The organism is Nitrospira sp. CMX1 (assembly GCF_054902215.1).
Genome location: NZ_JBUBKD010000074.1, coordinates 1 through 20,804 on the forward strand (window position 1 = coordinate 1; position 20,804 = coordinate 20,804).

Annotated in this window: 20 protein-coding genes; 4 read left to right on the top strand and 16 right to left on the bottom strand. The window is 55.4% G+C overall.

Features of this window, described 5'->3' with window-relative positions; all coding sequences use genetic code 11:
* Nucleotides 1-258 precede the first annotated feature (258 nt).
* The 9 genes from ccmI to ccmA are packed head-to-tail and all read right to left on the bottom strand — an operon-like array spanning nucleotide 259 to nucleotide 7,236.
* A complete protein-coding gene (gene ccmI, locus ACYX34_RS18205; protein ID WP_462078002.1) occupies nucleotides 259-1,545 on the bottom strand; it encodes a c-type cytochrome biogenesis protein CcmI in 1,287 nt (428 codons plus the stop codon).
* Nucleotides 1,542-2,006, bottom strand: a complete 465-nt coding sequence (locus ACYX34_RS18210; RefSeq protein WP_462078003.1) for a cytochrome c-type biogenesis protein — start codon at nucleotides 2,004-2,006, stop codon at nucleotides 1,542-1,544. The genes ccmI and ACYX34_RS18210 overlap by 4 nt, the downstream gene beginning before the upstream one ends.
* Before the next feature lie 2 nt (nucleotides 2,007-2,008).
* On the bottom strand, nucleotides 2,009-2,536 hold the full coding sequence (locus ACYX34_RS18215; protein WP_462078004.1) for a DsbE family thiol:disulfide interchange protein: 528 nt from the start codon (nucleotides 2,534-2,536) through the stop codon (nucleotides 2,009-2,011).
* Nucleotides 2,533-4,524 (bottom strand): heme lyase CcmF/NrfE family subunit, encoded by a 1,992-nt coding sequence (locus tag ACYX34_RS18220; RefSeq protein ID WP_462078005.1) that lies wholly within the window; start codon nucleotides 4,522-4,524, stop codon nucleotides 2,533-2,535. The genes ACYX34_RS18215 and ACYX34_RS18220 overlap by 4 nt, the downstream gene beginning before the upstream one ends.
* Nucleotides 4,521-5,003 (bottom strand): cytochrome c maturation protein CcmE, encoded by a 483-nt coding sequence (ccmE, locus tag ACYX34_RS18225; protein ID WP_462078006.1) that lies wholly within the window; start codon nucleotides 5,001-5,003, stop codon nucleotides 4,521-4,523. The genes ACYX34_RS18220 and ccmE overlap by 4 nt, the downstream gene beginning before the upstream one ends.
* Nucleotides 4,987-5,172, bottom strand: a complete 186-nt coding sequence (gene ccmD, locus ACYX34_RS18230) for a heme exporter protein CcmD (RefSeq protein WP_462078007.1) — start codon at nucleotides 5,170-5,172, stop codon at nucleotides 4,987-4,989. Before ccmD ends, ccmE begins: the two co-directional genes overlap by 17 nt.
* Nucleotides 5,172-5,921, bottom strand: a complete 750-nt coding sequence (gene ccmC, locus ACYX34_RS18235; protein ID WP_462078008.1) for a heme ABC transporter permease CcmC — start codon at nucleotides 5,919-5,921, stop codon at nucleotides 5,172-5,174. Before ccmC ends, ccmD begins: the two co-directional genes overlap by 1 nt.
* A gap of 14 nt (nucleotides 5,922-5,935) precedes the next feature.
* Entirely contained in the window at nucleotides 5,936-6,619 is a 684-nt protein-coding gene (gene ccmB, locus ACYX34_RS18240; RefSeq protein ID WP_462078009.1) for a heme exporter protein CcmB, read from the bottom strand.
* Nucleotides 6,616-7,236, bottom strand: coding sequence for a cytochrome c biogenesis heme-transporting ATPase CcmA (ccmA, locus tag ACYX34_RS18245; protein WP_462078010.1), 621 nt, complete (start codon nucleotides 7,234-7,236; stop codon nucleotides 6,616-6,618). Before ccmA ends, ccmB begins: the two co-directional genes overlap by 4 nt.
* A 179-nt stretch (nucleotides 7,237-7,415) precedes the next feature.
* On the opposite strand from ccmA, the gene ACYX34_RS18250 reads away from it, so the two are divergent.
* The gene (locus ACYX34_RS18250; RefSeq protein ID WP_462078011.1) at nucleotides 7,416-7,967 is read left to right on the top strand and encodes a DUF1269 domain-containing protein; all 552 of its coding nucleotides are present in this window, start codon (nucleotides 7,416-7,418) and stop codon (nucleotides 7,965-7,967) included.
* 150 nt (nucleotides 7,968-8,117) lie between these two features.
* Here the strand turns inward: ACYX34_RS18250 and ACYX34_RS18255 are convergent, their stop codons facing one another.
* Nucleotides 8,118-9,368: a dicarboxylate/amino acid:cation symporter gene (locus tag ACYX34_RS18255; protein ID WP_462078012.1), complete on the bottom strand. Its 1,251-nt coding sequence runs from the start codon at nucleotides 9,366-9,368 to the stop codon at nucleotides 8,118-8,120.
* A gap of 389 nt (nucleotides 9,369-9,757) precedes the next feature.
* On the opposite strand from ACYX34_RS18255, the gene ACYX34_RS18260 reads away from it, so the two are divergent.
* A complete protein-coding gene (locus ACYX34_RS18260; protein WP_462078013.1) occupies nucleotides 9,758-10,132 on the top strand; it encodes a MarR family winged helix-turn-helix transcriptional regulator in 375 nt (124 codons plus the stop codon).
* A 397-nt stretch (nucleotides 10,133-10,529) separates the two neighbouring features.
* On the opposite strand, the gene ACYX34_RS18265 is transcribed toward ACYX34_RS18260, so the two are convergent.
* On the bottom strand, nucleotides 10,530-10,790 hold the full coding sequence (locus tag ACYX34_RS18265) for a hypothetical protein (protein WP_462078014.1): 261 nt from the start codon (nucleotides 10,788-10,790) through the stop codon (nucleotides 10,530-10,532).
* A gap of 450 nt (nucleotides 10,791-11,240) precedes the next feature.
* Between ACYX34_RS18265 and ACYX34_RS18270 the strand changes: the two genes are divergently transcribed.
* Both ACYX34_RS18270 and ACYX34_RS18275 read left to right on the top strand, forming a co-directional pair.
* On the top strand, nucleotides 11,241-12,563 hold the full coding sequence (locus ACYX34_RS18270; protein ID WP_462078015.1) for a NupC/NupG family nucleoside CNT transporter: 1,323 nt from the start codon (nucleotides 11,241-11,243) through the stop codon (nucleotides 12,561-12,563).
* A gap of 247 nt (nucleotides 12,564-12,810) precedes the next feature.
* A complete protein-coding gene (locus ACYX34_RS18275) occupies nucleotides 12,811-13,203 on the top strand; it encodes a hypothetical protein (RefSeq protein ID WP_462078016.1) in 393 nt (130 codons plus the stop codon).
* A 315-nt stretch (nucleotides 13,204-13,518) separates the two neighbouring features.
* Here the strand turns inward: ACYX34_RS18275 and ACYX34_RS18280 are convergent, their stop codons facing one another.
* The 5 genes from ACYX34_RS18280 to dprA form a co-directional block, all read right to left on the bottom strand.
* Nucleotides 13,519-14,781: a TCR/Tet family MFS transporter gene (locus ACYX34_RS18280; RefSeq protein WP_462078017.1), complete on the bottom strand. Its 1,263-nt coding sequence runs from the start codon at nucleotides 14,779-14,781 to the stop codon at nucleotides 13,519-13,521.
* A 92-nt stretch (nucleotides 14,782-14,873) separates the two neighbouring features.
* Nucleotides 14,874-16,040: a glutamate carboxypeptidase gene (locus ACYX34_RS18285; RefSeq protein WP_462078145.1), complete on the bottom strand. Its 1,167-nt coding sequence runs from the start codon at nucleotides 16,038-16,040 to the stop codon at nucleotides 14,874-14,876.
* Between the two features lie 264 nt (nucleotides 16,041-16,304).
* On the bottom strand, nucleotides 16,305-16,862 hold the full coding sequence (locus ACYX34_RS18290) for an acyloxyacyl hydrolase (protein ID WP_462078018.1): 558 nt from the start codon (nucleotides 16,860-16,862) through the stop codon (nucleotides 16,305-16,307).
* Between the two features lie 193 nt (nucleotides 16,863-17,055).
* Nucleotides 17,056-19,395, bottom strand: a complete 2,340-nt coding sequence (gene topA, locus ACYX34_RS18295; protein WP_462078019.1) for a type I DNA topoisomerase — start codon at nucleotides 19,393-19,395, stop codon at nucleotides 17,056-17,058.
* A gap of 262 nt (nucleotides 19,396-19,657) precedes the next feature.
* The gene (gene dprA / locus ACYX34_RS18300) at nucleotides 19,658-20,776 is read right to left on the bottom strand and encodes a DNA-processing protein DprA (RefSeq protein ID WP_462078020.1); all 1,119 of its coding nucleotides are present in this window, start codon (nucleotides 20,774-20,776) and stop codon (nucleotides 19,658-19,660) included.
* Nucleotides 20,777-20,804: the final 28 nt, after the last annotated feature.

Sequence of the window (20,804 nt, forward strand, 5' to 3'; positions counted from 1 at the left end):
GCAGACCACCAGGGCATACTTCACCATGTTTTTCACCATCACAGCTCGACTCCTTCCGTTTGATGGCCAGTGCGCTCTGTCCCTCAACAAACACTCATTCATTGCACGCTTGTATCTACTTACTTCTATTGCGCAAGATTAAAATAGAATGGCGGCGAAATATAGCTCAGCCCCATAGGAGTGTCAAGAAATTTTCACACACAACGGCCTTGGAACTTCGCAGATTTCTTCACCAAAATGATAAAGATTCCACCACGCTTATGGTCGCTCTCGATCAATGACGACCGTAATATTTTCAGCACCAGGCTTGATCGGCTGACTCATACCCTCCAAATCCCCACTTTCTGGCATCGCCTTTCCGGATTTTGACAGACGCGCCACGATGACAACGGTGTCGATATCCGATAGCTTTCTTGACGGCATCGGGCTGGTAGAGTCATCAAGCCGGAATGTAAATGGGAGATCCTTTCTTGATGCCCTCACAATCGAGACCGGCATGGGTGGACCAGCCACATCCTTGGCAAACACAAATAAGGTGTCCGGCAGAGAACCCTTGCTCGCCAGGTTCGGCCCCAATATTACCTTCCCTGTAATTGCACGAGACTGCCCGGATTGCGCTGCTGGTTTAGCAGGCTTGGCTGCCTCCATTGGCGGATTCGCCACCATCATATTCATACCGGGACCACCAAGACGACGCTTGGCTTCGGCGATGCTGGCCTTCAACTGATCCGCAGATTCCTGATCGTCGGGAGGAAGGTAGGTGTGGGCATCCTCCCATTCCTTCGCCGCCCGTGCGAAGTCTTTCCGGTTGTAGGCAATCGTTCCCGATAACATCAGGGCCTTAACGTTATGAGGATCAAGCTTCAACGCCTTTTGGATCAACGTTTCCGGCCTACCCTCAAGCTTCCGCCCCTGGTGCACGGCGAGGGCATCGGCATAGTCAGCCAGAAGACTGGCATTGTCAGGATCAAGCTTTGTCGCCCGTTCAAAAATTGGCACCGCATCCGCATACCGCTCCATCGCCATATAAGATCGAGCAAGCAACCCCCACCCGACTGCATCATTCGGGTTCTGCTCCAACTTTTTTCGCAATTGTTCGATAAGCTGGTTCAGACTCTCCGCCATCTGCGCACCGCCGCCTGGGCCACCTTGAGAAGCGGAGGACGCCGTTGGGTGGGTCATAGCGGCAGGATTCCCCAATGTCCAGTAGAGGACACCGCTGGACGCCGGAATAATCATCGCTAACGAAAGCGCCACGAGTCGAAGATTCACAAGTCCTCCGGTGGTCATGGTTGAAGGTTCAGTTGAACCAGTTTCCTCTAATACTCGACGTTCCAGTTCACTGCGCGCTGCCTGGTACTGGTCATCAGTCAATAAGCCACTGGCAAGATCTTGTTCCAGCTCCGAGAATTGCTGCCGATACACCGGCAGTTTCTTCTCCTGTTCATTTGTCACAGTCGATTGACGCATCAACAGCGGGCGTAGAACGATTCCTAAAATGGCAAGAGTCATAGCCGACACGATCGCCCAGAATGTCGCTGTCATGATCGCTTGCCTCCTTCCGCCAAGAGTTGTTCAACCCGTCGATGCTCATCTTCCGTAACCGTCACATCAACTACTTTCCCAGCTCGACGCCGCAGCGTAATGATCAGCGCCGTCGCACCAACGATCACCAAGAGAAACGGCCCGGCCCACAGAAGGGTCGTCGAGGCTTTGAGTGGCGGTCGATATAGTACAAAGTCACCGTATCGCGCCGTCAGAAATTCAATGATCTCCTGATCACTCATGTTCTTGGCGATCATTTCCCGAACTTCCCGACGCAGATCTTCGGCGAGTGGGGCGTTGGAATCGGCCAATGTCTGGTTCTGACAGACCAGGCAGCGCAGTTCAACGGCAAGATGTTTCAGTCGTGCCTCACCCGCCGGGTCATCAGCCAACGGCCTAGCTTCACCAGCCCAGGCCGGCCCCGACAGGAACAAGACGACGATGAGTGCGATCCATTTCATATTCATTGGGCTTCAAGTTGCTTGACAAGGGGGATGATCTTCGTCTCAACGGTATCAGGATCCAGGGGGCCGATTTGTTTGTAGCGAATGACCCCTTGCTTGTCGATGACATACGTCTCCGGCACGCCATACACCCCATAATTGATCCCGACCCGGCCGGCGTCATCTACGCCTACGACCGGATAGGGATTTCCCCACCGGCTTAACCAGGTCATGGCTTCATCCCGTTGGTCTTTATAATCCATCCCGTAGATCGGCACTTGACCGGACTTGGCCAGATCCATCAGGACGGGATGTTCCGTCTTACATCCACTGCACCACGAGGCCCAAAAATTGAGCAGCCAAACTTTCCCTTTCATATCCGCAGGCGAAAACGCTTTGGCTGGCTCGAAGAGTTGTGGCTGAGAGAAATCCGGTGCAGCCTTCCCGACGAGCGGAGAGGGAATTTCCCTTGGATTGAGCTTCAGCCCGATCCCGAGAAACACGACGACGACGATAAAAATGGACAGCGGCAGAAGAAAGCGGTTCATGCCACTTTTCGCCTTGCGGCTCGAGTGGACGCAGGCACAGCCGGCTCTTGCCGACGCCATGCGATGCGATACCGGCGATCGCTGATGGCGAGCACACCACCCAGAGCCATGATAAAACATCCGCCCCAAATCCAATCGACGAACGGCTTATGGTAGAGCCTCACGCTCCAGGCTCCGTCATCGAGCGGTTCCCCCAACGACACATACAGATCTCGTAACAATCCAGGATCGATCGCCGCTTCGGTCATGACCTGATTCTGAGCCGTATACCGCCTCTTCTCAGGGTAGAGAACCGTCGCCTCTCGGCCATCACGACTCACCGCGAACGTCCCCCGCGCGGCGGTGTAATTCGGGCCAACAACATCCTGCGCCCCGTCAAATCGGAACGTATAGTCACCGATCGTCGCCGTCTCTCCGACATTCATCCGCACATCTTTTTCCGTCTCGAAGCCCTTCACCATCGTGACACCGACAATAAACACTGCAATCCCACAGTGTGCAACGAGCATCCCCCAGTAGGATCTTGGCACGGCAGCCAGACGCTCCATGAGACTATTGCCAGTGACATGCGTCAACCGTTCTCGGAGCGTCACAACGGCAGTCGTCACAATCCAGATCGCCAGCAGGAGTCCAAGGCTGAGCAACGGAGTCCAATTGCCCATCACCATGGGAAGGACAATGGCGGTGACCACGCTCACTCCGAATGCCCATTTCAATCGCTTTGCCAAATCAGGAAGACTTGCCTTTTTCCATTGCGCCAACGGACCGATTCCCATCAAGAAGATCGCCGGAGCCATCAATGGAACGAAGACTGAGTCAAAATACGGAGGCCCGACGGAGATTTTCCCAAGATCCAGCGCGTCCAAGAACAAAGGGTACAGCGTCCCCAACAACACGGATCCCATCGCCGCAACCAGCAGCACATTGTTCGCCAGCAGCATTCCTTCACGCGACACCGACGCAAAACTGCCGCCCAATCCGACACGCGGGGCCCGCCAGGCATAGAGCGCAAGCGACCCGCCGATGACGACCGCTAAAAACGCCAAAATGAACATGCCGCGCTTCGGATCGGTCGCAAAAGCATGGACGGAGGTCAACACACCGGAGCGGACAAGAAAGGTCCCAAGTAAGCTGAGCGAAAATGCCATGATGGCAAGAAGAACCGTCCAGACTTTGAATCCACCCCGTTTGTCCGTGACAGCTAATGAATGAACCAAAGCCGTCCCTGCCAGCCACGGCATGAAGGAGGCGTTCTCAACCGGATCCCAGAACCACCAGCCACCCCAGCCTAACTCGTAATAGGCCCAGCCACTCCCCATCGCGATGCCGACCGTCAGAAAGCACCACGCGACAGTCGTCCATGGGCGAGACCAGCGAGCCCAGGCCGCATCGAGATTTCCACCTAGTAGGGCAGCAATGGCAAAGGCAAAGGCCACTGAGAACCCGACATACCCCATGTACAGCATTGGCGGATGGATCACCATGCCTGGATCCTGCAAGAGGGGATTAAGGTCACGCCCCTCAGCAGCGGCAGGAATCAGCCGCTCGAACGGATTGGAGACCGTCAGCATGAACAAAAGAAATCCGATGCTGACGAGGCCCATCACGCCGAGAATACGAGATCGCGTGGACTCGGGAAGATGAGCGGAGAACAACGTGACCGCAAACATCCAGATGGTCAGGATGAAGGTCCATAAAAGCAGCGACCCCTCATGCGCACCCCAGATCGCCGCCAAGCGATAATGGAGCGGGAGCTGAGAGTTGCTTGTGGCTGCGACGTACAGGACGGAGAAATCTTTCTCGGCAAACGCATACGCAAGACAGCCGAACGCGGTGAGCACCAAGAGAAACTGCCCACGTGCGGCTGGCTTCGCCACAGCCATCAATGCCGAATTTCCAACTGCCGCACCATAGATGGGGAGGATGCCCTGCACCACAGCAACGCACAGTGCAAGAATCAACGCAAAATGACCGATCTCTGGAATCATAGTGAATCTTTCCTACCTTCAGGAACCACGAGCGATTTGCTTTGTTGCGCACCAGATGCCTTGGCTTTCGCAAGTGCCTCGGCCGCTTCAGGTGGCATATAGTTTTCATCATGTTTAGCCAGCACTTCGCTGGCGACAAACGTGCCGTCACCGATGAGTTTTCCCTGAGCAACCGCGCCTTTTCCTTCTTTAAAGAGATCCGGGAGAATCCCCTTATAGGTCACCGGAACCCGCTTCGCCGTATCGGTCACGATGAACCGAACGGTGAGTCCATCGTTTTCGCGCACGAGGCTCCCATCTTCAACCATGCCCCCAATCCGGAAGCTGCGCCCTTGCGGCACTTCGCCGTTCACCACTTGCGTCGGCGTGAAAAAGAAAACCAGATTGCTCTGGAACGCGTTCAAGACCAAAACCGTCGCAATCCCCAAGACAACTAGCCCTAACCCGATAAATACAAAACGTTTATGCCGCGGTTTCATCCGTACCTCCTAACAACGCAGCCCGCTGCTCAGCGCGCGCTGCCGCTCGTCGCCGCCACAGGGCCAAGACTTCCCATATCATGCACAACGCCGTGGCGATAAACGAGGTCCAGACATAGAGGCCATAGCCTCCCATTGCAAAAAACTCCGATGCACTCCCCCACTGCATCAGCGCGCCTCCACCGCTTCGTGAACTACCGTCGGCTTTTCATCCCACGTTGGCAGAGATTCCCGCTCAAGCATGACACAGCGGACCCGAGCCAGAATCACCGCAATACTGTACATCCAAAATGCGATCGTCATAATGAGCATGGCCATCAGCATGGTCGCCGCCATTTTCGAACCAGTCGCCATACTCACCGAAGCCCCTTGGTGCAACGTGTTCCACCATTGAACGGAATAATAGATGATCGGCACATTGACGACCCCAACCAGCGCGAACACCGCGCTAGAACGATCGGCACGGCGCAAGTCATCAATCGAGGTCCGCAGCAACATCACTCCCGCATACTGAAAGAGGAGGATCAGTTCCGACGTCAATCGGGCATCCCAAACCCACCAGGCTCCCCATGTAGGCTTGCCCCACATAGCCCCTGTCAACAAGGCCAAAAAGGTAAACATCGCCCCGGTTGGCGCGATCGCCTGCGCCATCATGAAGGACAATCGCGCATTGAGTCCCATCCCGACGCCAGCCCAGACGGCCATCACCACATACAAGAACATCGACATCCACGCAGCGGGAACATGCACAAAGATAATCCGATAGGATTCCCCCTGCTGAAAGTCGGTGGGCGCCACAAAGAACCCCATGTAGAGGCCAACGACCATCAGAATAACAGCTACCGCCGCGAACCAGGGAATGAGACGGCCTGCCAGAGGATAAAAAGCTTGAGGCGCTGAATACTTCGACCAGATCACGAGTTGAAATCCTTTTACTCTAACGCGATACGTAACGCCGCTGCCGTGGCCCAGGGCGCGAGAAAGAGCGAGAGCACCAGACAGGCTCCGAGCAGCGACAAGTTTGCTTCGCCGCCGATCCCAGCCATACTGCTGGTCACGGCGCCGGCCCCGAAGATCAAGACTGGAACATAGAGTGGAAGCACCAGGAGGGCAACCAGTAGACCACTCCCCCGCACGCCAAGGACCAACGCGGCGCCGATCGCACCAATCATACTCAACGTCGGCGTCCCAAGCAAGAGCGACAAAACCAGTACCCCCAGTGCCTCTCCATCCAAACCAAACTGGAGCCCGAGGAGCGGCGAAAGCAGAACGACGGGAAGCCCGGAGATCACCCAATGGGCTAGGACCTTTCCAAGCACCAAAAGCGACAGCGGCTGGGGAACCAGAACCATCTGTTCAAGAACACCATCCAAATAATCCGGGGTAAACACGCGTCCTAGGGAGAGTAAGCAGGTCAACAGAGCCGCCACCCATAACACCCCCGGGGCAATGGTCCGTAAGACGGCCGGTTCAGGCCCTACTCCCAAGGGGAACAGACTCACGACGATCACCAGAAAAAAGACCGACATCGCGGCGTCTGACCACCGTCGCATGGCCAGCAGCAGATCCCGCTGGATGATTCCACTGATCGCGTCCCACATACTGGAGTGACTCATCCAGTCAGCCTCAGCTGCTGCAGCCGCTCCGTGGGAAGGGCAATTTCCTGATGTGTCACGACGACCACCAGACCGCCACGCTGCAAATGCATAAGAAATCGCTGAGTGACCACATTCGTCGACGCCGCATCAAGCGACGTAAATGGCTCATCTAACAGCCATAATGGCCGCGTCGACAGCCACAGTCTGGCCAATGCCACCCGACGCTTTTGTCCTTGTGAGAGCACTTTGGAGGGTAACCGATGGACCAGCCGCTTCAGCCCAATCGCCTCTAACGCCTCCTTAGCTCCACGTTCCGAACAGGGCTCCCCGGCGAGAGCCATAGAACTCATTAGATTTTCGACTGCCGTGAGATCGTCTTTGATCCCGTTGAGGTGCCCGAGATACATCAGCTTGGCCGAATAGAGTTCTTTGAGTTGATGGATATCCTGCCCTTCCCATCGTACGGAACCATCTTCTGGCGGCAACAAGCTGGAGAAAATACGGAGCAGGCTGGTCTTTCCGCTGCCGTTCTCCCCCACGACCGCCAATAGCGTCCCCGACTCAACCGTAATATTGAGGTCCGAAAACAATCGGCGTTCGCCGCGACGACAACTCAGGGCAACAGCTTGCAACATAGTCAATCGATTCACTCAAGAACCGTTGAGGGTAAGGGAACGAGACGTCGAAAAACAAGGGGCGAGAAACCCGTCTTGCCCTGAGCATGATCCTCCTGTTAACTAAGACATGTACCCCCGAGATCAGGGATCCGGCCAGGTGAATCATGCTGTGGGATATCGCGTGAAGGAGAAGAATCATGAGTGAACTGGTTTGTATCGCGTTTAAGGACTCCAGCACTGCCGATCGAGTGCTCAACGAATTGCGCGCCATGGAATCAAAATATATCTTCGACCTGGAAGACGCCGTCATCGTCATTCGCGATATGGATGGCAAGGTCCACTTGAAACAGTGTGTCGATGTGTTCGGAGGCGCCACGTCTCATGGTGTCGCCCTGGGCATGTTATGGGGAGGGTTGATAGGCTTGTTGTTCTTTAACCCTCTCGCAGGCCTGTTGGGAAGCCTTGCGGGAGGAGCGAGTGGCGGAGCGGTCTCGTTGAGCGCCAGCGAGTTTGGACTCCTGAGCGACTATGGGATTCCCGATCAGTTCATCAAAGATTTGGGTAGCACGATCCAGAGAGGCACTTCCGCGATTTTTCTGTTGATCCGGAACGCTGACCAAGACAAGCTGCTGACGAGCTTCTCCCGATATGAAGGAACGATCCTCAAGACTTCACTCAGCAAGGAGCAGGAAGAAAAACTGCGGGCAACTCTGACACACCAGCACAAACAAAAGATAGCTACAGCCTAGCGGTATCGCCAAGAAATACGCGTGCTCTTGGACAAGCTGCACGAACGAAATCATCGGCGACTAGCTGAATCCCCTGTTCGTCCTGAGCCCTTCGATTGACTCAGGACGGGTCTATCAAACAAAGCATGACATTGGCATTTCCGAATTCTGCTAAGTCTCCCTCCTCTGTTTCCCATCCAAGAGACAACTGACGTTCATATCGCCCATCACATTGATCGCCGTGCGGCAGCGATCAAGAAACCAATCAACGGTTAAGAGAATAGGAATGTACTGCACAGGTAACCCAACGGCCGTAAAGACCATGGTCATCGTCACAAGACCCGCTTCAGGAATCCCAGCAGCCCCCACTGACGCAATAATGCTCGTCAGCACCACCATCAGTTGCTGCTGAAGACTCAGGTCCATCCCAATCATTTGGGCGACGAAGAGTGCCGCCATCGCTTCGTAGAGTGCCGTCCCATCATTGTTGAAGTTCGCACCGACCAACGCTCCCATACTGGCGGATTGCTCGCGCAACCCCACACGATCTTTCAGGGCAGCATAGGTCACCGGCATCGTGGCCGTTGAGCTGGCCGTGGAAAACGCCATGACCAAGGCATCTCGCCCACCCCGCAGCAGTTGTCCAGGAGACACCCACGAACCGAATCGGACACGGACGAGGTAATAGGCCGCCTGAATCGTCAGACCGAGCAGTACGCTTACGACAAAGACCCCCAATGCTTTGAACTGTACGAAACCCTCCGTCCCCACGATACTGGCGACGATGCCAAAGACGGCAAGCGGCACCACCGCGATAATCCAATGCAGAATCGTGATCAGGGATTCTAAAAATAATTCAAGAAGGTGCCCCACCGTCCCAATTGGCCGCTCACGTTCCTTGCGGAGCGCCATGCCAAATGCCACGGCAATGAAGATCACGGCGATGACCTTGCCGTCGTCGCCGAGTGGTCCCAGCAAACTCTTGGGGACGTTTTCAAGAAAGAGTGCGAGCGGATTGGCAGTCTTCGTGGTCTCTTCATGTGAAGGTGGTGGTGTGAGTCCCGCGCCTTGCCCTGGCTGAATCACATTGACGACGGTAAGACCTATCGTGATCGCGACCAACGTATTCAAGAGCAGCAATCGCGGCAGCCGCACGGCAAGTGGTCCACCGAGCTGCGTCGTCATAAACGTGTGAATAATTGCCGCAAGAATAAGCGCCGGCGCAAGCGCACCGAGGAGACGCAATACCAGCTTCCCTGGAATAGCAAGGACTGAGGCCTGAGTGCCAAGCATCAGCCCTGCTATCACACCGAGAACCAAGGCAATAACGATGCGCCCATAGAGCGGGATCGTCTCCCACCCGCAGATCGGCCCCTCACTTGGTGGCGTGGCCATCTGGTTTTCGGAGGTTTGGTTGTCCATCAGTTGTTTCGTTGATACCGTTGGATCTCCGCAGAACAAAACAACACCTGATCGCCAGACACTCAGATGTTAGAAGGTCGAGGTGGAGGATCGTAGCAGATCTGCGTCGCGACTAGTGAAAAAGATACGGCGAGGTTATGGGATGTGCTGAAACGCCCCTAACGGGTTCTGCCCCAATTTTACGGACACCTGATCGAAGGTCCATAATGGGCCAGGAAAGTGTCATGATCCAGAGGCGGAAGTTTTCAACGGAATTGTCCGTGGAGACGGGGTAGAACCCAACCTCATAGCATCCGCCGAGACATGACCCGTTCCAGGTTATACAACTGACGACAGCAGGAATTGCAGAATCAGTAGTCAGGTTTGAAATCCTGAGGCAGCATACCGCTATGAGACTTGTACGGCTGCTCCGAGAATCACAGTCTGTGACCTCAGGCACGTGGCGAATCAGTCTAAAGTGGTTGAATGAGTATCAAAAGGAACTGTCTGATCTTGGGGTCACCCCTGCTCAAGCCCGTACCTTGCTCTATCTCCAGCGAAATCCCGACAGCTCTGTTCAGCAGTGTGCCCAAGTATTTGGTGTGGTTGGCTCAACAATGAGTCACCTCGTCCGTGGCTTACATCACAAGGGCTGGATCAACAAACAGCGTTCGTCACAGGATGATCGACATGTACTTCTCGCCCTGACCCCGAAAGGCCACATACTGACATGGCTGCTCCACAAACAGCTCAATGCACGGCTCCCTCTCACCGCAGCGTCTTAACGCGATAGTTTTACAGATCGCCAGCCAGCCATTCTGGCCTTTCTGATGGCAATTGACGAGGCTCGCACCAGACGATAGAAGGTGAATGTCGCCAAACCTTGGTGAATCATCAAGGTTCTTATCCTCTCGGGAATCGAGCCTCTTACCGACTGGCAAGCTGCAACATTCCGTAGAGCATCCCAAATATCGCGACGAATGCGTACGCTTCAACAAAATACAGCATGGTGTGTCACCCCTTTTCTTGTGTTACTTGCGTTCCTTATACACTTCCAAAATGAAGCCTGTATGAGGGAAGCATGAAGAGTTCTTCATTCCACAGAACGACGAGGCAACCATCATACAACCGAACGCTCACCCTCGTAGCCCCATGCGTCTCTCGCTCAAGCCCTCGCCCTCCTCATTGATACACCATCCAATATGACCGAACCCCGTCACGTTCAGCGAGTACCCGGCAGCGCCCCTCGGTCTGGCATGGCTGCTCGTGCGAACCCTTCGCAGTCACATCATTCCCGCGGGCATGATCCACCACGTATTCTTTCCGTGAGACAGAGCAGCCAATCAGTAGCAGCATCAACCACAGCAGAGCCCCGAGCGCGAGAACCCCTTTATATCCACGGTGAAATACATGACCCACTTGGGGATGAATGAACATGCCCATTGTCCTCTCCTTCCAGTACGAGTGAATCTGTACAGGGTGTTGGTTCATAAGCCCGTGCGTCACGGTTTCCATTTTGCCCTCGCCGTGACGGGATCCAATCCTTCATCTGTAGGGGGATTACCCACCCATATGGGAGAGCAGAAGAAGCCTGGAAGGTTAGTCGCGCAAGTCCGGATAGTCTCTCAGCCAAACAGACAGCACTCATAGCTCTGGCGAACGATGGGTCAGCAGACAAAGGCACAGGAACACAACAGGCTGTAATAAGAGTCAGCGGGTAGCTGGTAACAGAAAGAGCCCCGTAACCTCACCACACGTTCATAGAATTGAGTAAACAGTTAAAGGTCCAACCTCTGCCTGTTATCGCCCTGTTATGAGTGCACACCATATTTTCCCTTGACGGCAACCAGCTCTCCGCGTAGCCTCCCGCCGGGCTTTCATCGGAAGGAGGATATGACGGTGGAGGAACTGTTCTATCGCCTTACTGCGAGCATCGGTTTCGTCACGATCGCATGGCTGGCCTGGGTAACAGGGAAGCGCAATCGGCTGAACTGGACAACCATAGGGGGCAGCGCAGCATTGGCCTGGGGACTTGGTATCGTGTCCTTTTGGTTTCCGGGCTCCCGCTGGCTCTGGAGCATGGTCAACGATCTGGTGGTCGCCGTGCTCACCGCGTCGCAAAAGGGTACGGTATTTCTTCTTGGGCCTCTCGCACTTGGTCCCGGCCAGACGTTGCAGGATGGAACGGTCTCGATCGGGTTCATCTTGGCGGCGCAAGCACTGCCGGCAGTCGTGTTCTTTGCCGCCTTGATGGCGGGCCTCTACTATATAGGCGCCATGCAAGCGATCGTGGGCTTGTTTGCTCGGCTCTTTTACCGAACCATGGGGTTATCGGGGGCCGAGGCCCTCTCCGGCGCCGCGAATATCTTTGTCGGCATTGAGGCAAGCTTGATTGTCCGTCCCTACCTCGTGGCCATGACACAGTCGGAACTGCTCTTAGTACTGACCTGCATGATGGCAACCGTGGCAAGCACCGTCATGGGCATCTACGTGTCGGCTCTACAACATACGGTGCCTCAGATCGCCGGACATTTGATTTCAGCCTCAATCATTTCGATTCCTTGTGCGGTGCTCATCAGCAAACTTACATTTCCCGAAGATGGACAGCCCGCGACACTGGGCGGCGTGCCCTTTGAACCCACCGACCGAAACGCACCGCCTGAATCCGGCAGTGACACGAGCCCACCACCATCCAACTTCATCGTCGCGTTGATCGATGGCGCAGGACAGGGAATGAAAATGGCTGCCGGCATTGCCGCGTTACTGATCGTGTTTCTTGGATTGGAAGCGTTGGTAGATTTGGTACTGGCACAGCTTCCGACGATCGGTGGAGCACCTCTCTCCATGACACGGGTCCTCGCCTGGCTGACCTGGCCGTTCGCCGTTCTCCTCGGTCTCCGTCCTGAGGAATGGCAGATCGGCGCAGACTTGCTGGGGTCGCGGTTCATTGAGACGGAAGTCGCAGCCTATTTCAAGTTGGCCGCCGTGCAATCCATGTCTCCGCCGCCGTTCTCTCCACGGTCCCTCACGACCATGACCTATGCGCTCTGCGGATTCGTGCATGTGGCGAGCATGGGCATCTTTGTCGGCGGCATCTCCGCATTGGTGCCGCATCGGGCAAAAGATATTTCGCTCCTGGGACTGCGTGCTTTATGGACCGCCTATTTGACGACGTTGCTGACTGGTTGCATTGCCGGTGCCCTCTCTTTCTCCTAGAAAGTAGCACCCATCAATCCCCTCACCAACCCCATGCCAACAAACCCCTCTCCTTCAGGCGTCGTCTTCACAGCGCCGGCGCACGAATAGTCCGCAATTCGACAGTCAAATGCTTTTAGTTGACGCGATCTCATAAACAATAGACCATCTAGAAGACTCGTCGAGCCATGCTGAACAACGTCAACCATCATAGCTTTTCTCCAAGAAATCGACAGTGGTAAAGGGACGAGTAACCAGGAGGGCATCCATGTTCGGACCCATCACAATTCCATTTGGAGCCAAAATGCTGTTCAACACCGTCACGCTCAAGCCGGGCGTCACCTTTGAGGACGTGGAGATGGCCGTCGGAGAACTCTGTGCTGTGGTCAAAGGAGCCTATGGAGGAGAGAAAGGCGGTTTCATCGCCGGGCAAGTGTTCAAGTTCTCCGGCTTCGTGTCAACCGAGGGTTCCCTCTCGGCATCCGGAACCGCCGACAACCATTATGTGATCGTCACCTATTGGCGCTCATTCGACGCACACGAACGCTCCCATGCGGACGACATCTTCAAGAAGAAGTTCGCGAAACTAGCAGCCATGTGTTCCGAGACCAAAGAGTTGGGGTACGACATGCTATGGCAAGGTGCAGCGGGAGGCTACTAACGAAAACGGATCTCTTTATTCATCTCGCATTCGGCAAGAGTGTTAAACCAACAGAAAACGTGGCCTGCGGCAAGGCTATCTCAGCACGTAACGCGATTTGTTCTTTTACAATATTCCCGACCCCTTTTAATCTTAAGGATAAGAATCCATTCTTCATCATGCAGGATGCTAGTTCGGCAGATTTTTGCATAATACATCGTTGCACCCCTAAAGAATGCCCCAGACCCCCAAGTGTCATCTCTGCACGGCCCGACACAAAGTAGATTGGCATCTCATTACAGTCCACCTCATGTCGGTACCCCATAGCCTACTAATCTATCTCGCCGTTTTCGTCGTCCGCCAAGCAATCACGGCGGCGCTGAGGAGCATGAGTGAGGCAAGGATGAATGGCGCACCTGGAAGATCCAGAGAGGTATTGAGGGTTGAGTATTGAGAGCTGAGACCGGAATCAGATCGGATGAAGAAAGCGAAGGTCTGCGTGAAGAGCGTTGGGCCGATCATGCCGGTCATGCCGTTGATGCTAGCGATGGCCCCCTGCAGCTGGCCTTGCTCTGAACTACTGATAAGGCGCGTCATCAGCGATTGATTGGCGGGACCGGCGAGCCCCCAGAAGGCCATCACGGGAATACCAAGACAGAAGATCCAGCCTTCTGGTGCGATGCCATAGACGGAGAAGCCGATCGCTCCACAACTTAACCCGAGCAAGAGCGTCGTACGTTCACCAAACCGAGCGGTGATCGGACGGATCAGCCCACCTTGCACAATCATTGCCGCCACGCCAACGCCCGCCATCATCAACCCGACGCTGGCTGGTCCCCACCCATAGCGATAGCCCATATACAACACCGATACACTCGGCAACACCGCGTGAGCCAGATAGCCAAAGAACGCAACGGTCGCAAGACCGAAGAGCTCATGGTGCGAGCGGAGTAGCACAAGCGAACCGACCGGGTTGGCCCGCGCCCAGGAAAACGGCATCCGTTTTCCTGGGTGTAGGGATTCTGGGAGCACAAAGTATCCGTAACAGGCATTCAGAAGACTGAGTGCCGCTGCACCCCAGAATGGCAGGCGAGGATCGGTTGCACCAAGCCAGCCACCTAAGGCGGGACCGAAGATGAAACCGAGCCCGAAGACCATGCCGATCTTGCCGAACGCCGCCGCTCGCTGCTCCGGCGGTGTGACGTCAGCGATATACGCGCCTGCAGTACTGAAGCTGGAGGAGGCCATCCCGGAGATGACGCGGCCTACGACGAGCCAGGCAACGTTCGGTGCGAGCGCCATCACGATGTAGTCGAGACCCAAGCCCAGATTGGACAGCAGAACGACCGGACGCCGGCCAAATCGGTCTGACAGCGCACCCTGGATCGGCGAACAGAAGAACTGCATGAACGCCCAAGCCGTTCCCATTAACCCGTAGAGGACAGCTGCCCGTGCGGTATCACCAGAGAAAAACTCCTCGACGAGTTTCGGCAGCACCGGAATGATGATGCCGAACGACAACATGTCGAGCAGCACGGTGATGAGAATGAAGAGGACTGCTGCTTGGCGCGGTGGTCCTGTGACCGATTGGTGGCTCATCACCGCATCCTAGCAGACTGGCCACCTATAGCGCTGTTTGCATGTCACATGAACAAGGCGATGAAAGGTTTTCACGAGTGTTGTGAGCCATCTCACCCTTTCGATGCCCGCGAGGTTTCCATGATGAGTCGTACGAGGAGATAAAGTCGTGGCTCGATCGAATCGAGCTCCAGGTACTCTTCATCTGACGAGTGAAAACCATTGCCCATCAAGCCGAAGCTTTCCGCAACGGCTGGCCTGCCGGACACAGCAGCGAACGCGGCATCAGTCCCTCCTCCCGTCCCACTCTCATCGACGTTTAAGGTTCTGCCAAGCTCGGCATAGATCACCTGGGCAGTCCGGGCCAGCGCCCGCGAGGCATCGGTGGGTTCCAGTGGTGGTCGGCGCGGTTCGAAACCTATCTCAACGGTAGTATCGGGCACGAGCGGGGCCTGCATCGCAATCCGTTCGCGGTAGCGTTGTTCGATAAACGTGAGATCGATTAGCCGATTCACCCGCACATCGGCCAAGGCGGTGGCTAAGCCAGGAATCATGTTGCGCACCTGACCACCGTTCATGAGGGTCCAGTTGAACTTGATGCGCCGTTCAGAATCGGACAGATCGTTCGCTTGTAGCACGCGATGGGCGAGTTCCATAATGGCGTTCCGCCCCAGTTCCGGATTCACACCGGCATGAGCCGCCTTACCTTTCACGGTCAGCATCGCGAGACCAATGCCGCTTGTGGCGAGCGTGATCTCGTCCTTCCTGCTTAAGGGTGGCTCGCAGGACAACACCACATCATGCTCGGCGGCGAGTCGTTGAATAAGGGCGCGTGAAGCCGGTGAGCTCACTTCCTCATCACCGTTGAGCACCACCGTCAGCGCTCCAACTTCACGGAAGTCCATCGCGTTCAGGACTGAAATGGCATGGAGGATCGCCGCAATGCCGCCTTTATCGTCCGCGATTCCTGGGCCATAGGCTCTACTCCCCTCAATCCGAAACGGCCTCGCGGCAAGCGTGCCTCGTGGATAGACCGTATCCATATGGGCCATGAGCATAATCTTCCGGGAGCCGGTCCCCTGAAAGCGACCGATGACGATCTTGCCCAAGACCTCAGGCGTATCAAAGAGACGATAGATCTCCGCAGAAGGCAGTTCGCGAAATTGAACGTGCGCGCCAAGCCGCTCCAATCGTTGGCCGATTAACGTTGCGAGGTGATCCAACCCTTCCCTGTCTCGGCTACCGGACTCAATAGTGACAAGCTGCCGCAGCGTCTCGATGACGGCCGGACGTTCACCCTGAACAAGGGACCAGACCGCTCAGCCGGTGCAGCGGAAGCATGGTTGGGGAGACCAATCACGAGCGCAAGAAAGACGATTCTCGATAACACGCTCCTGAGAATGATAAACCCCTGTGTCACGGAACCCTCATGGATTGAGTGACCTCCCACGACTTTTGATCGTGGTGGCCTATCCACGCAGATTCGGCGCCCACATCGCTGCAGCCTATGGGCACGATTGTGGTTGCGAAACATACGAGCTTCGTCAAAAAAGCCTGGTAGAAATGCCGGCAAACGGCAGCAGGCAATTGAGCCCACTATTCGGAGTATCTAAACCACTATTGGAGATGTGGCTAAAGCGGACTCCAATGTTCAACGCCCATCGTGGGGTCAACTCATAATTCGCACCGGCCCCACCCCAGACCAGAAAATTGAAATCCGATCCTTGTTCCCGAATACGGCCGTCGAAATTCGTCCAGAGTGGGCCACCACCGCCTTCAATGTACGGCTGGAGTGGGCCAAATGAGGTAAACGTGTAGATAACTTTTGGTGTGAATCCGATCCCGTAGGCCCCGGTCGGTTCCGTAATGCCTAGGAGTGCAGCTTCCGCCCCCAGTGCCATTGCGCCACTCCACCAGCTTTCCCCAATCGGATCAGTCAGCGTCACCTGCCACGAAGGATGGACCGCGACCCCGTTAAGTTTTGAGGACTGCGACGCTAACAAGCGAACCGGCAACATCCCACCAATCACGAGCCCAACCGTCTGCCTTCCAACCCATGTCGAAGACGAATCATCCGCAACAGCCGGCAAGGACCAGGCCATACTTGCGCAAAGCAGACACATCACACACGCCGAATTGATCAGCTTCATGAGTGAGGTAGGAGTACGAACTTCCTCAACGGCTCAGCGAAACTATCGAGCCTGCGGCAGTATGCACGGATGCAAGTGAGATACGGCGGCATCGTCCAAATTGCGGTTTGCTCAAAGCAGGAAAGAAACCATGTGCCTCGTTGCATTACCCCGCTTCGCGGTAACCGCATTCCTGATTGCGACATTGCACACTCCGGCCATCCTGTTTGCTGACTTTCTCCACCAGGAACGGAGCCTGACAAGTGGGGCAGGCTTTGGGGATCGGACGATCCCATAGGGCATATTCACACTTCGGATAGTTACTGCAGGCGAAGAATGATCGGCCTTTCTTCGTCCGCTTCTGCACCAGATCACCTCCGCAATCCGGCTGGGGACATTTCACGCCGAGTGCCAACGGTTTCGTCGTCTTGCACTGTGGATAAGCGGAACAAGCGATGAACTTCCCGAAGCGTCCGGTCTTCACCACCATGGGACTACCGCATTTGTCGCACTTCTGATCAGTGGTAATTTCCTCTTTCGGCACAATTTTGATCGTCCCGTCCGGCAGCTTCTCGAAGTTTTGGGTATTCTTGCACGGTGGATCGTCTTTATAGGCCGGACAGGCGAGAAACTTCCCGTTGCGCCCCCACTTGATCTCCAACATCCGACCGCACTTCTCGCAAGGAATATTGGTCGGTGGCTCGACGATATCTTTGGGACCTGGAATCGTCTTGGCGCGCTCCATTTCCATGGTGAACGGCGCGTAAAAATCTCGAACCGCCGCCACCCACTGCTTATTGCCTTCTTCCACGGCATCCAGCTGTTCTTCAAGCTGTGAAGTGAAATCGACGTTGATGAGCTGAGGAAATCCCTTGAGCAGAAAATCATTGACCGTTTTCCCCGTCTCCGTTGGAACCAATCGCCCTTCGGTTTTCTCCACATACTTGCGGTCTTGGATGGTAGAAATAATTGCCGCATAGGTCGACGGGCGCCCGATCCCTTTTTCCTCCAGTTCCTTGATCAACAACGCTTCGTTGTATCGCGGTGGTGGCTGTGTAAAATGTTGTTTCGAGAGCAACCCCGGTACCGTTTGCGCCTCCTGTTCCACAAGCCGCAACTGCTCCCCTTCTGAGAGTGACGGCAGCTGACGTTCGTCGTCGTCTGCCTCCTGGTCAGCCTTGGGCTTTTGCGAGGGGGCTTCCTTATCGACACCCTCCATATAGACGATGGTATGTCCCGGAAACTTCACGACGGTTCCCGTCGAGCGGAAAATGTACCGAGTGGTCGTGCCAACCGGGGATGAATCGATGCGGGTCACATCCAAGATCGCCGGCACCATCTGCGATGCAATAAATCGATTCCAGATCAGCTTGTACAGATTGTACTGGTCTTGTTCCAAATACTGGCGGATCGACTCAGGATCACGGGCCGCTGACGTCGGCCTGATCGCCTCATGCGCTTCCTGTGCCGCTTTCGAGGTCTTGTACACATTCGGCGTAGCCGGAAGATACTCTGCTCCAAACCGCGACTGAATCACCTCCCGTGCATCAGCCATCGCCTCATTGGAAATACGCGGCGAGTCTGTTCGCATGTAGGTGATCAACCCTGTCGCCCCCTCGGCACCGATTTCGATCCCTTCGTATAACTGTTGCGCCAACGTCATAGTCTTCTTCGGCGAGAAATGTAACTTGCGCGACGCTTCCTGCTGCAGCCGACTGGTAATGAACGGTGCAACAGGGTTGCGCTTCTTTTCGCGTCGTTCAATCGATTGAACGACGAATGTCTTGCCTTGAACCTCGCCGACGATGCGACCAGCCTGTTCGGCATGTTCAATCGAAGCTTCTCCGCCATCGATACTATGGAGTTTGGCTTCAAACGAAGGCGGATCGGTACCGGCCAGGAGCGCGGTGATCGACCAGTACTCTTCGGCTCGAAAAGCCTCCCGCTCCGCTTCGCGCTCACAAATCAACCGCATCGCAACCGACTGCACCCGCCCCATGCTGAGACCGCGGCGCACCTTGTTCCAGAGCAACTGACTACCTTGATAGCCGACAATGCGGTCCAGAACGCGGCGAGCCTGCTGCGCATTGACAAGGTTCATATCGATCTCGCCTGGCGATTGCAGCGCGCGTTTGATCGCCGATTGCGTGATCTCGTTAAACAACACCCGGAAGATCTTTCCTTCCTGCTTTTTCTTCTTCGACTTTCCGAGCAACTCTTGCTCAAGATGCCAGGCGATGGCTTCCCCTTCGCGATCGGGGTCCGGTGCCAGAAAGACCTTATCTGCCTCTTCCGCTTTCTTCTTGATTTCGGACAAGACTTTCGACTTGCCTTTGATCGTGACGTACTGCGGCTCAAAATCGTTCTCAAGATCCACGCCCAGCTTACTGGTTGGCAAGTCTTTGACGTGTCCGACCGACGCCATCACCGTATAACCGCGGCCCAGATATTTTGTAATCGTCCTCGCCTTCGTCGGCGACTCAACGATAATCAAATTTTTTGCCATAGTAACTCCGTCCTCGCCTCGCGAACTGTATCATCCGTACCAAATATCGAAGATTCATGCAACTAGATTGGCAGTCGGGAACAATCGGCTGCGGTGAGACAAGGGAATGGGCCAATGGTGATGCAACGAGGATACTGTTGGCTTTGGGCTTCTGACGGCAGATTATTTGTATCAGAGAAAGGGACTCCCGTCCCCGATGCGTAGCCACTTTTTCATTCGTTTTATGGTTATCGTCTGACGTCAGCTCCACACATTACTCATTCTAGAGACGGATGTATTGCTGACCAGGCAACTGACGGATGCGCCCTCCCAACTCGAGAGAGAGTAATGTTGCGACGACCTGTGCCGCACTCAACCCGGTGCGCTCAATAAGCATATCGACCGACCGTGCCTCATAAGACAGCGCCTCGTAGACCCTGGCCTCTTCGTGACGCAACGGAGCCACCGGATCCACCACCGTGCGATCCAACCGCAACATGGTCCGTTGTCGCGCATCGACTTGGGGCAGAATCTCATCCAGAATGTCTCGCGCACTTTCGATGAGTTTCGCTCCCTCCTTGATCAAGCGATTTGACCCTCGACAAGCTTCTTCTTTAATGGAACCTGGCACTGCGAACACGTCCCGTCCTTGCTCTAATGCCAACTTTGCAGTGATCAATGACCCGCTATCGGTTGTCGCCTCGCTGACCAAGACCCCCAGCGACAACCCGCTGATGATCCGATTTCTCCGTGGAAAGTGGTGACTTTGGGGAGCCGCACCGATCGGCAATTCCGAGAGAATGGCACCGTGTGATTCGATCGTCCGCCGGAGCGTCTGATGTTCAGACGGATAGGTTCGATCGATGCCACAACCCAATACCGCAATCGTTCGCCCCTTGCCTGCAAGTGCGCCTCGATGAGCCGCCGCGTCGATCCCACGCGCCAAACCACTCACAATAGTCACGCCGCATTCCGCGAGGTCCTTTGCGATCTCTTCCGTCATCACTCTTCCAACAGGAGTCGCCCGTCGTCCGCCCACAATGGCCACCGCCACCGCATCCTGGGGCGACAGCGCTCCGCTCACGTATAACAGCGGTGGCGGGTCAGGAATCGCTTTCAATCGTGCCGGATAGTCATCGTCGAAGAACCTCAGAGTCTGAATCTTGTGGCGTACAGCGTAGGCAATCTGACGATCGATCTGCCGACGAATCTCCGCCGGCGGCCCCCGACGAATCGCGTCCGCTAATTCTGAGCTGCACCCTGCTGCAACCAACTCATCACTGGCGGCATGCAGCACGGCACCAGGTGATCCAAAGGCGTGAATGAGCTTCAGTAACGTCCGATCTCCGACGCCGTCGATGGCGTGAAGGGAGAGCCACGCGGTCAGGAAGGCTTCTTCCATACTCGGCCTCGGTCACACAAAGGGGAGT

Coding starts and splice junctions, on each gene's coding strand:
- topA (WP_462078019.1), bottom strand. CDS start 19,395: ATGGCAAAAAATTTGATTATCGTTGAGTCGCCGACGAAGGCGAGGACG.
- ACYX34_RS18265 (WP_462078014.1), bottom strand. CDS start 10,790: ATGGGCATGTTCATTCATCCCCAAGTGGGTCATGTATTTCACCGTGGA.
- ccmI (WP_462078002.1), bottom strand. CDS start 1,545: ATGACAGCGACATTCTGGGCGATCGTGTCGGCTATGACTCTTGCCATT.
- ACYX34_RS18210 (WP_462078003.1), bottom strand. CDS start 2,006: ATGAAATGGATCGCACTCATCGTCGTCTTGTTCCTGTCGGGGCCGGCC.
- ACYX34_RS18290 (WP_462078018.1), bottom strand. CDS start 16,862: ATGGCCTGGTCCTTGCCGGCTGTTGCGGATGATTCGTCTTCGACATGG.
- ACYX34_RS18255 (WP_462078012.1), bottom strand. CDS start 9,368: ATGGACAACCAAACCTCCGAAAACCAGATGGCCACGCCACCAAGTGAG.
- ccmB (WP_462078009.1), bottom strand. CDS start 6,619: ATGAGTCACTCCAGTATGTGGGACGCGATCAGTGGAATCATCCAGCGG.
- ccmA (WP_462078010.1), bottom strand. CDS start 7,236: ATGTTGCAAGCTGTTGCCCTGAGTTGTCGTCGCGGCGAACGCCGATTG.
- ACYX34_RS18215 (WP_462078004.1), bottom strand. CDS start 2,536: ATGAACCGCTTTCTTCTGCCGCTGTCCATTTTTATCGTCGTCGTCGTG.
- ccmD (WP_462078007.1), bottom strand. CDS start 5,172: ATGCAGTGGGGGAGTGCATCGGAGTTTTTTGCAATGGGAGGCTATGGC.
- dprA (WP_462078020.1), bottom strand. CDS start 20,776: ATGGAAGAAGCCTTCCTGACCGCGTGGCTCTCCCTTCACGCCATCGAC.
- ACYX34_RS18280 (WP_462078017.1), bottom strand. CDS start 14,781: ATGAGCCACCAATCGGTCACAGGACCACCGCGCCAAGCAGCAGTCCTC.
- ccmE (WP_462078006.1), bottom strand. CDS start 5,003: ATGAAACCGCGGCATAAACGTTTTGTATTTATCGGGTTAGGGCTAGTT.
- ACYX34_RS18275 (WP_462078016.1), top strand. CDS start 12,811: ATGTTCGGACCCATCACAATTCCATTTGGAGCCAAAATGCTGTTCAAC.
- ACYX34_RS18260 (WP_462078013.1), top strand. CDS start 9,758: ATGAGACTTGTACGGCTGCTCCGAGAATCACAGTCTGTGACCTCAGGC.
- ACYX34_RS18270 (WP_462078015.1), top strand. CDS start 11,241: ATGACGGTGGAGGAACTGTTCTATCGCCTTACTGCGAGCATCGGTTTC.
- ACYX34_RS18220 (WP_462078005.1), bottom strand. CDS start 4,524: ATGATTCCAGAGATCGGTCATTTTGCGTTGATTCTTGCACTGTGCGTT.
- ACYX34_RS18250 (WP_462078011.1), top strand. CDS start 7,416: ATGAGTGAACTGGTTTGTATCGCGTTTAAGGACTCCAGCACTGCCGAT.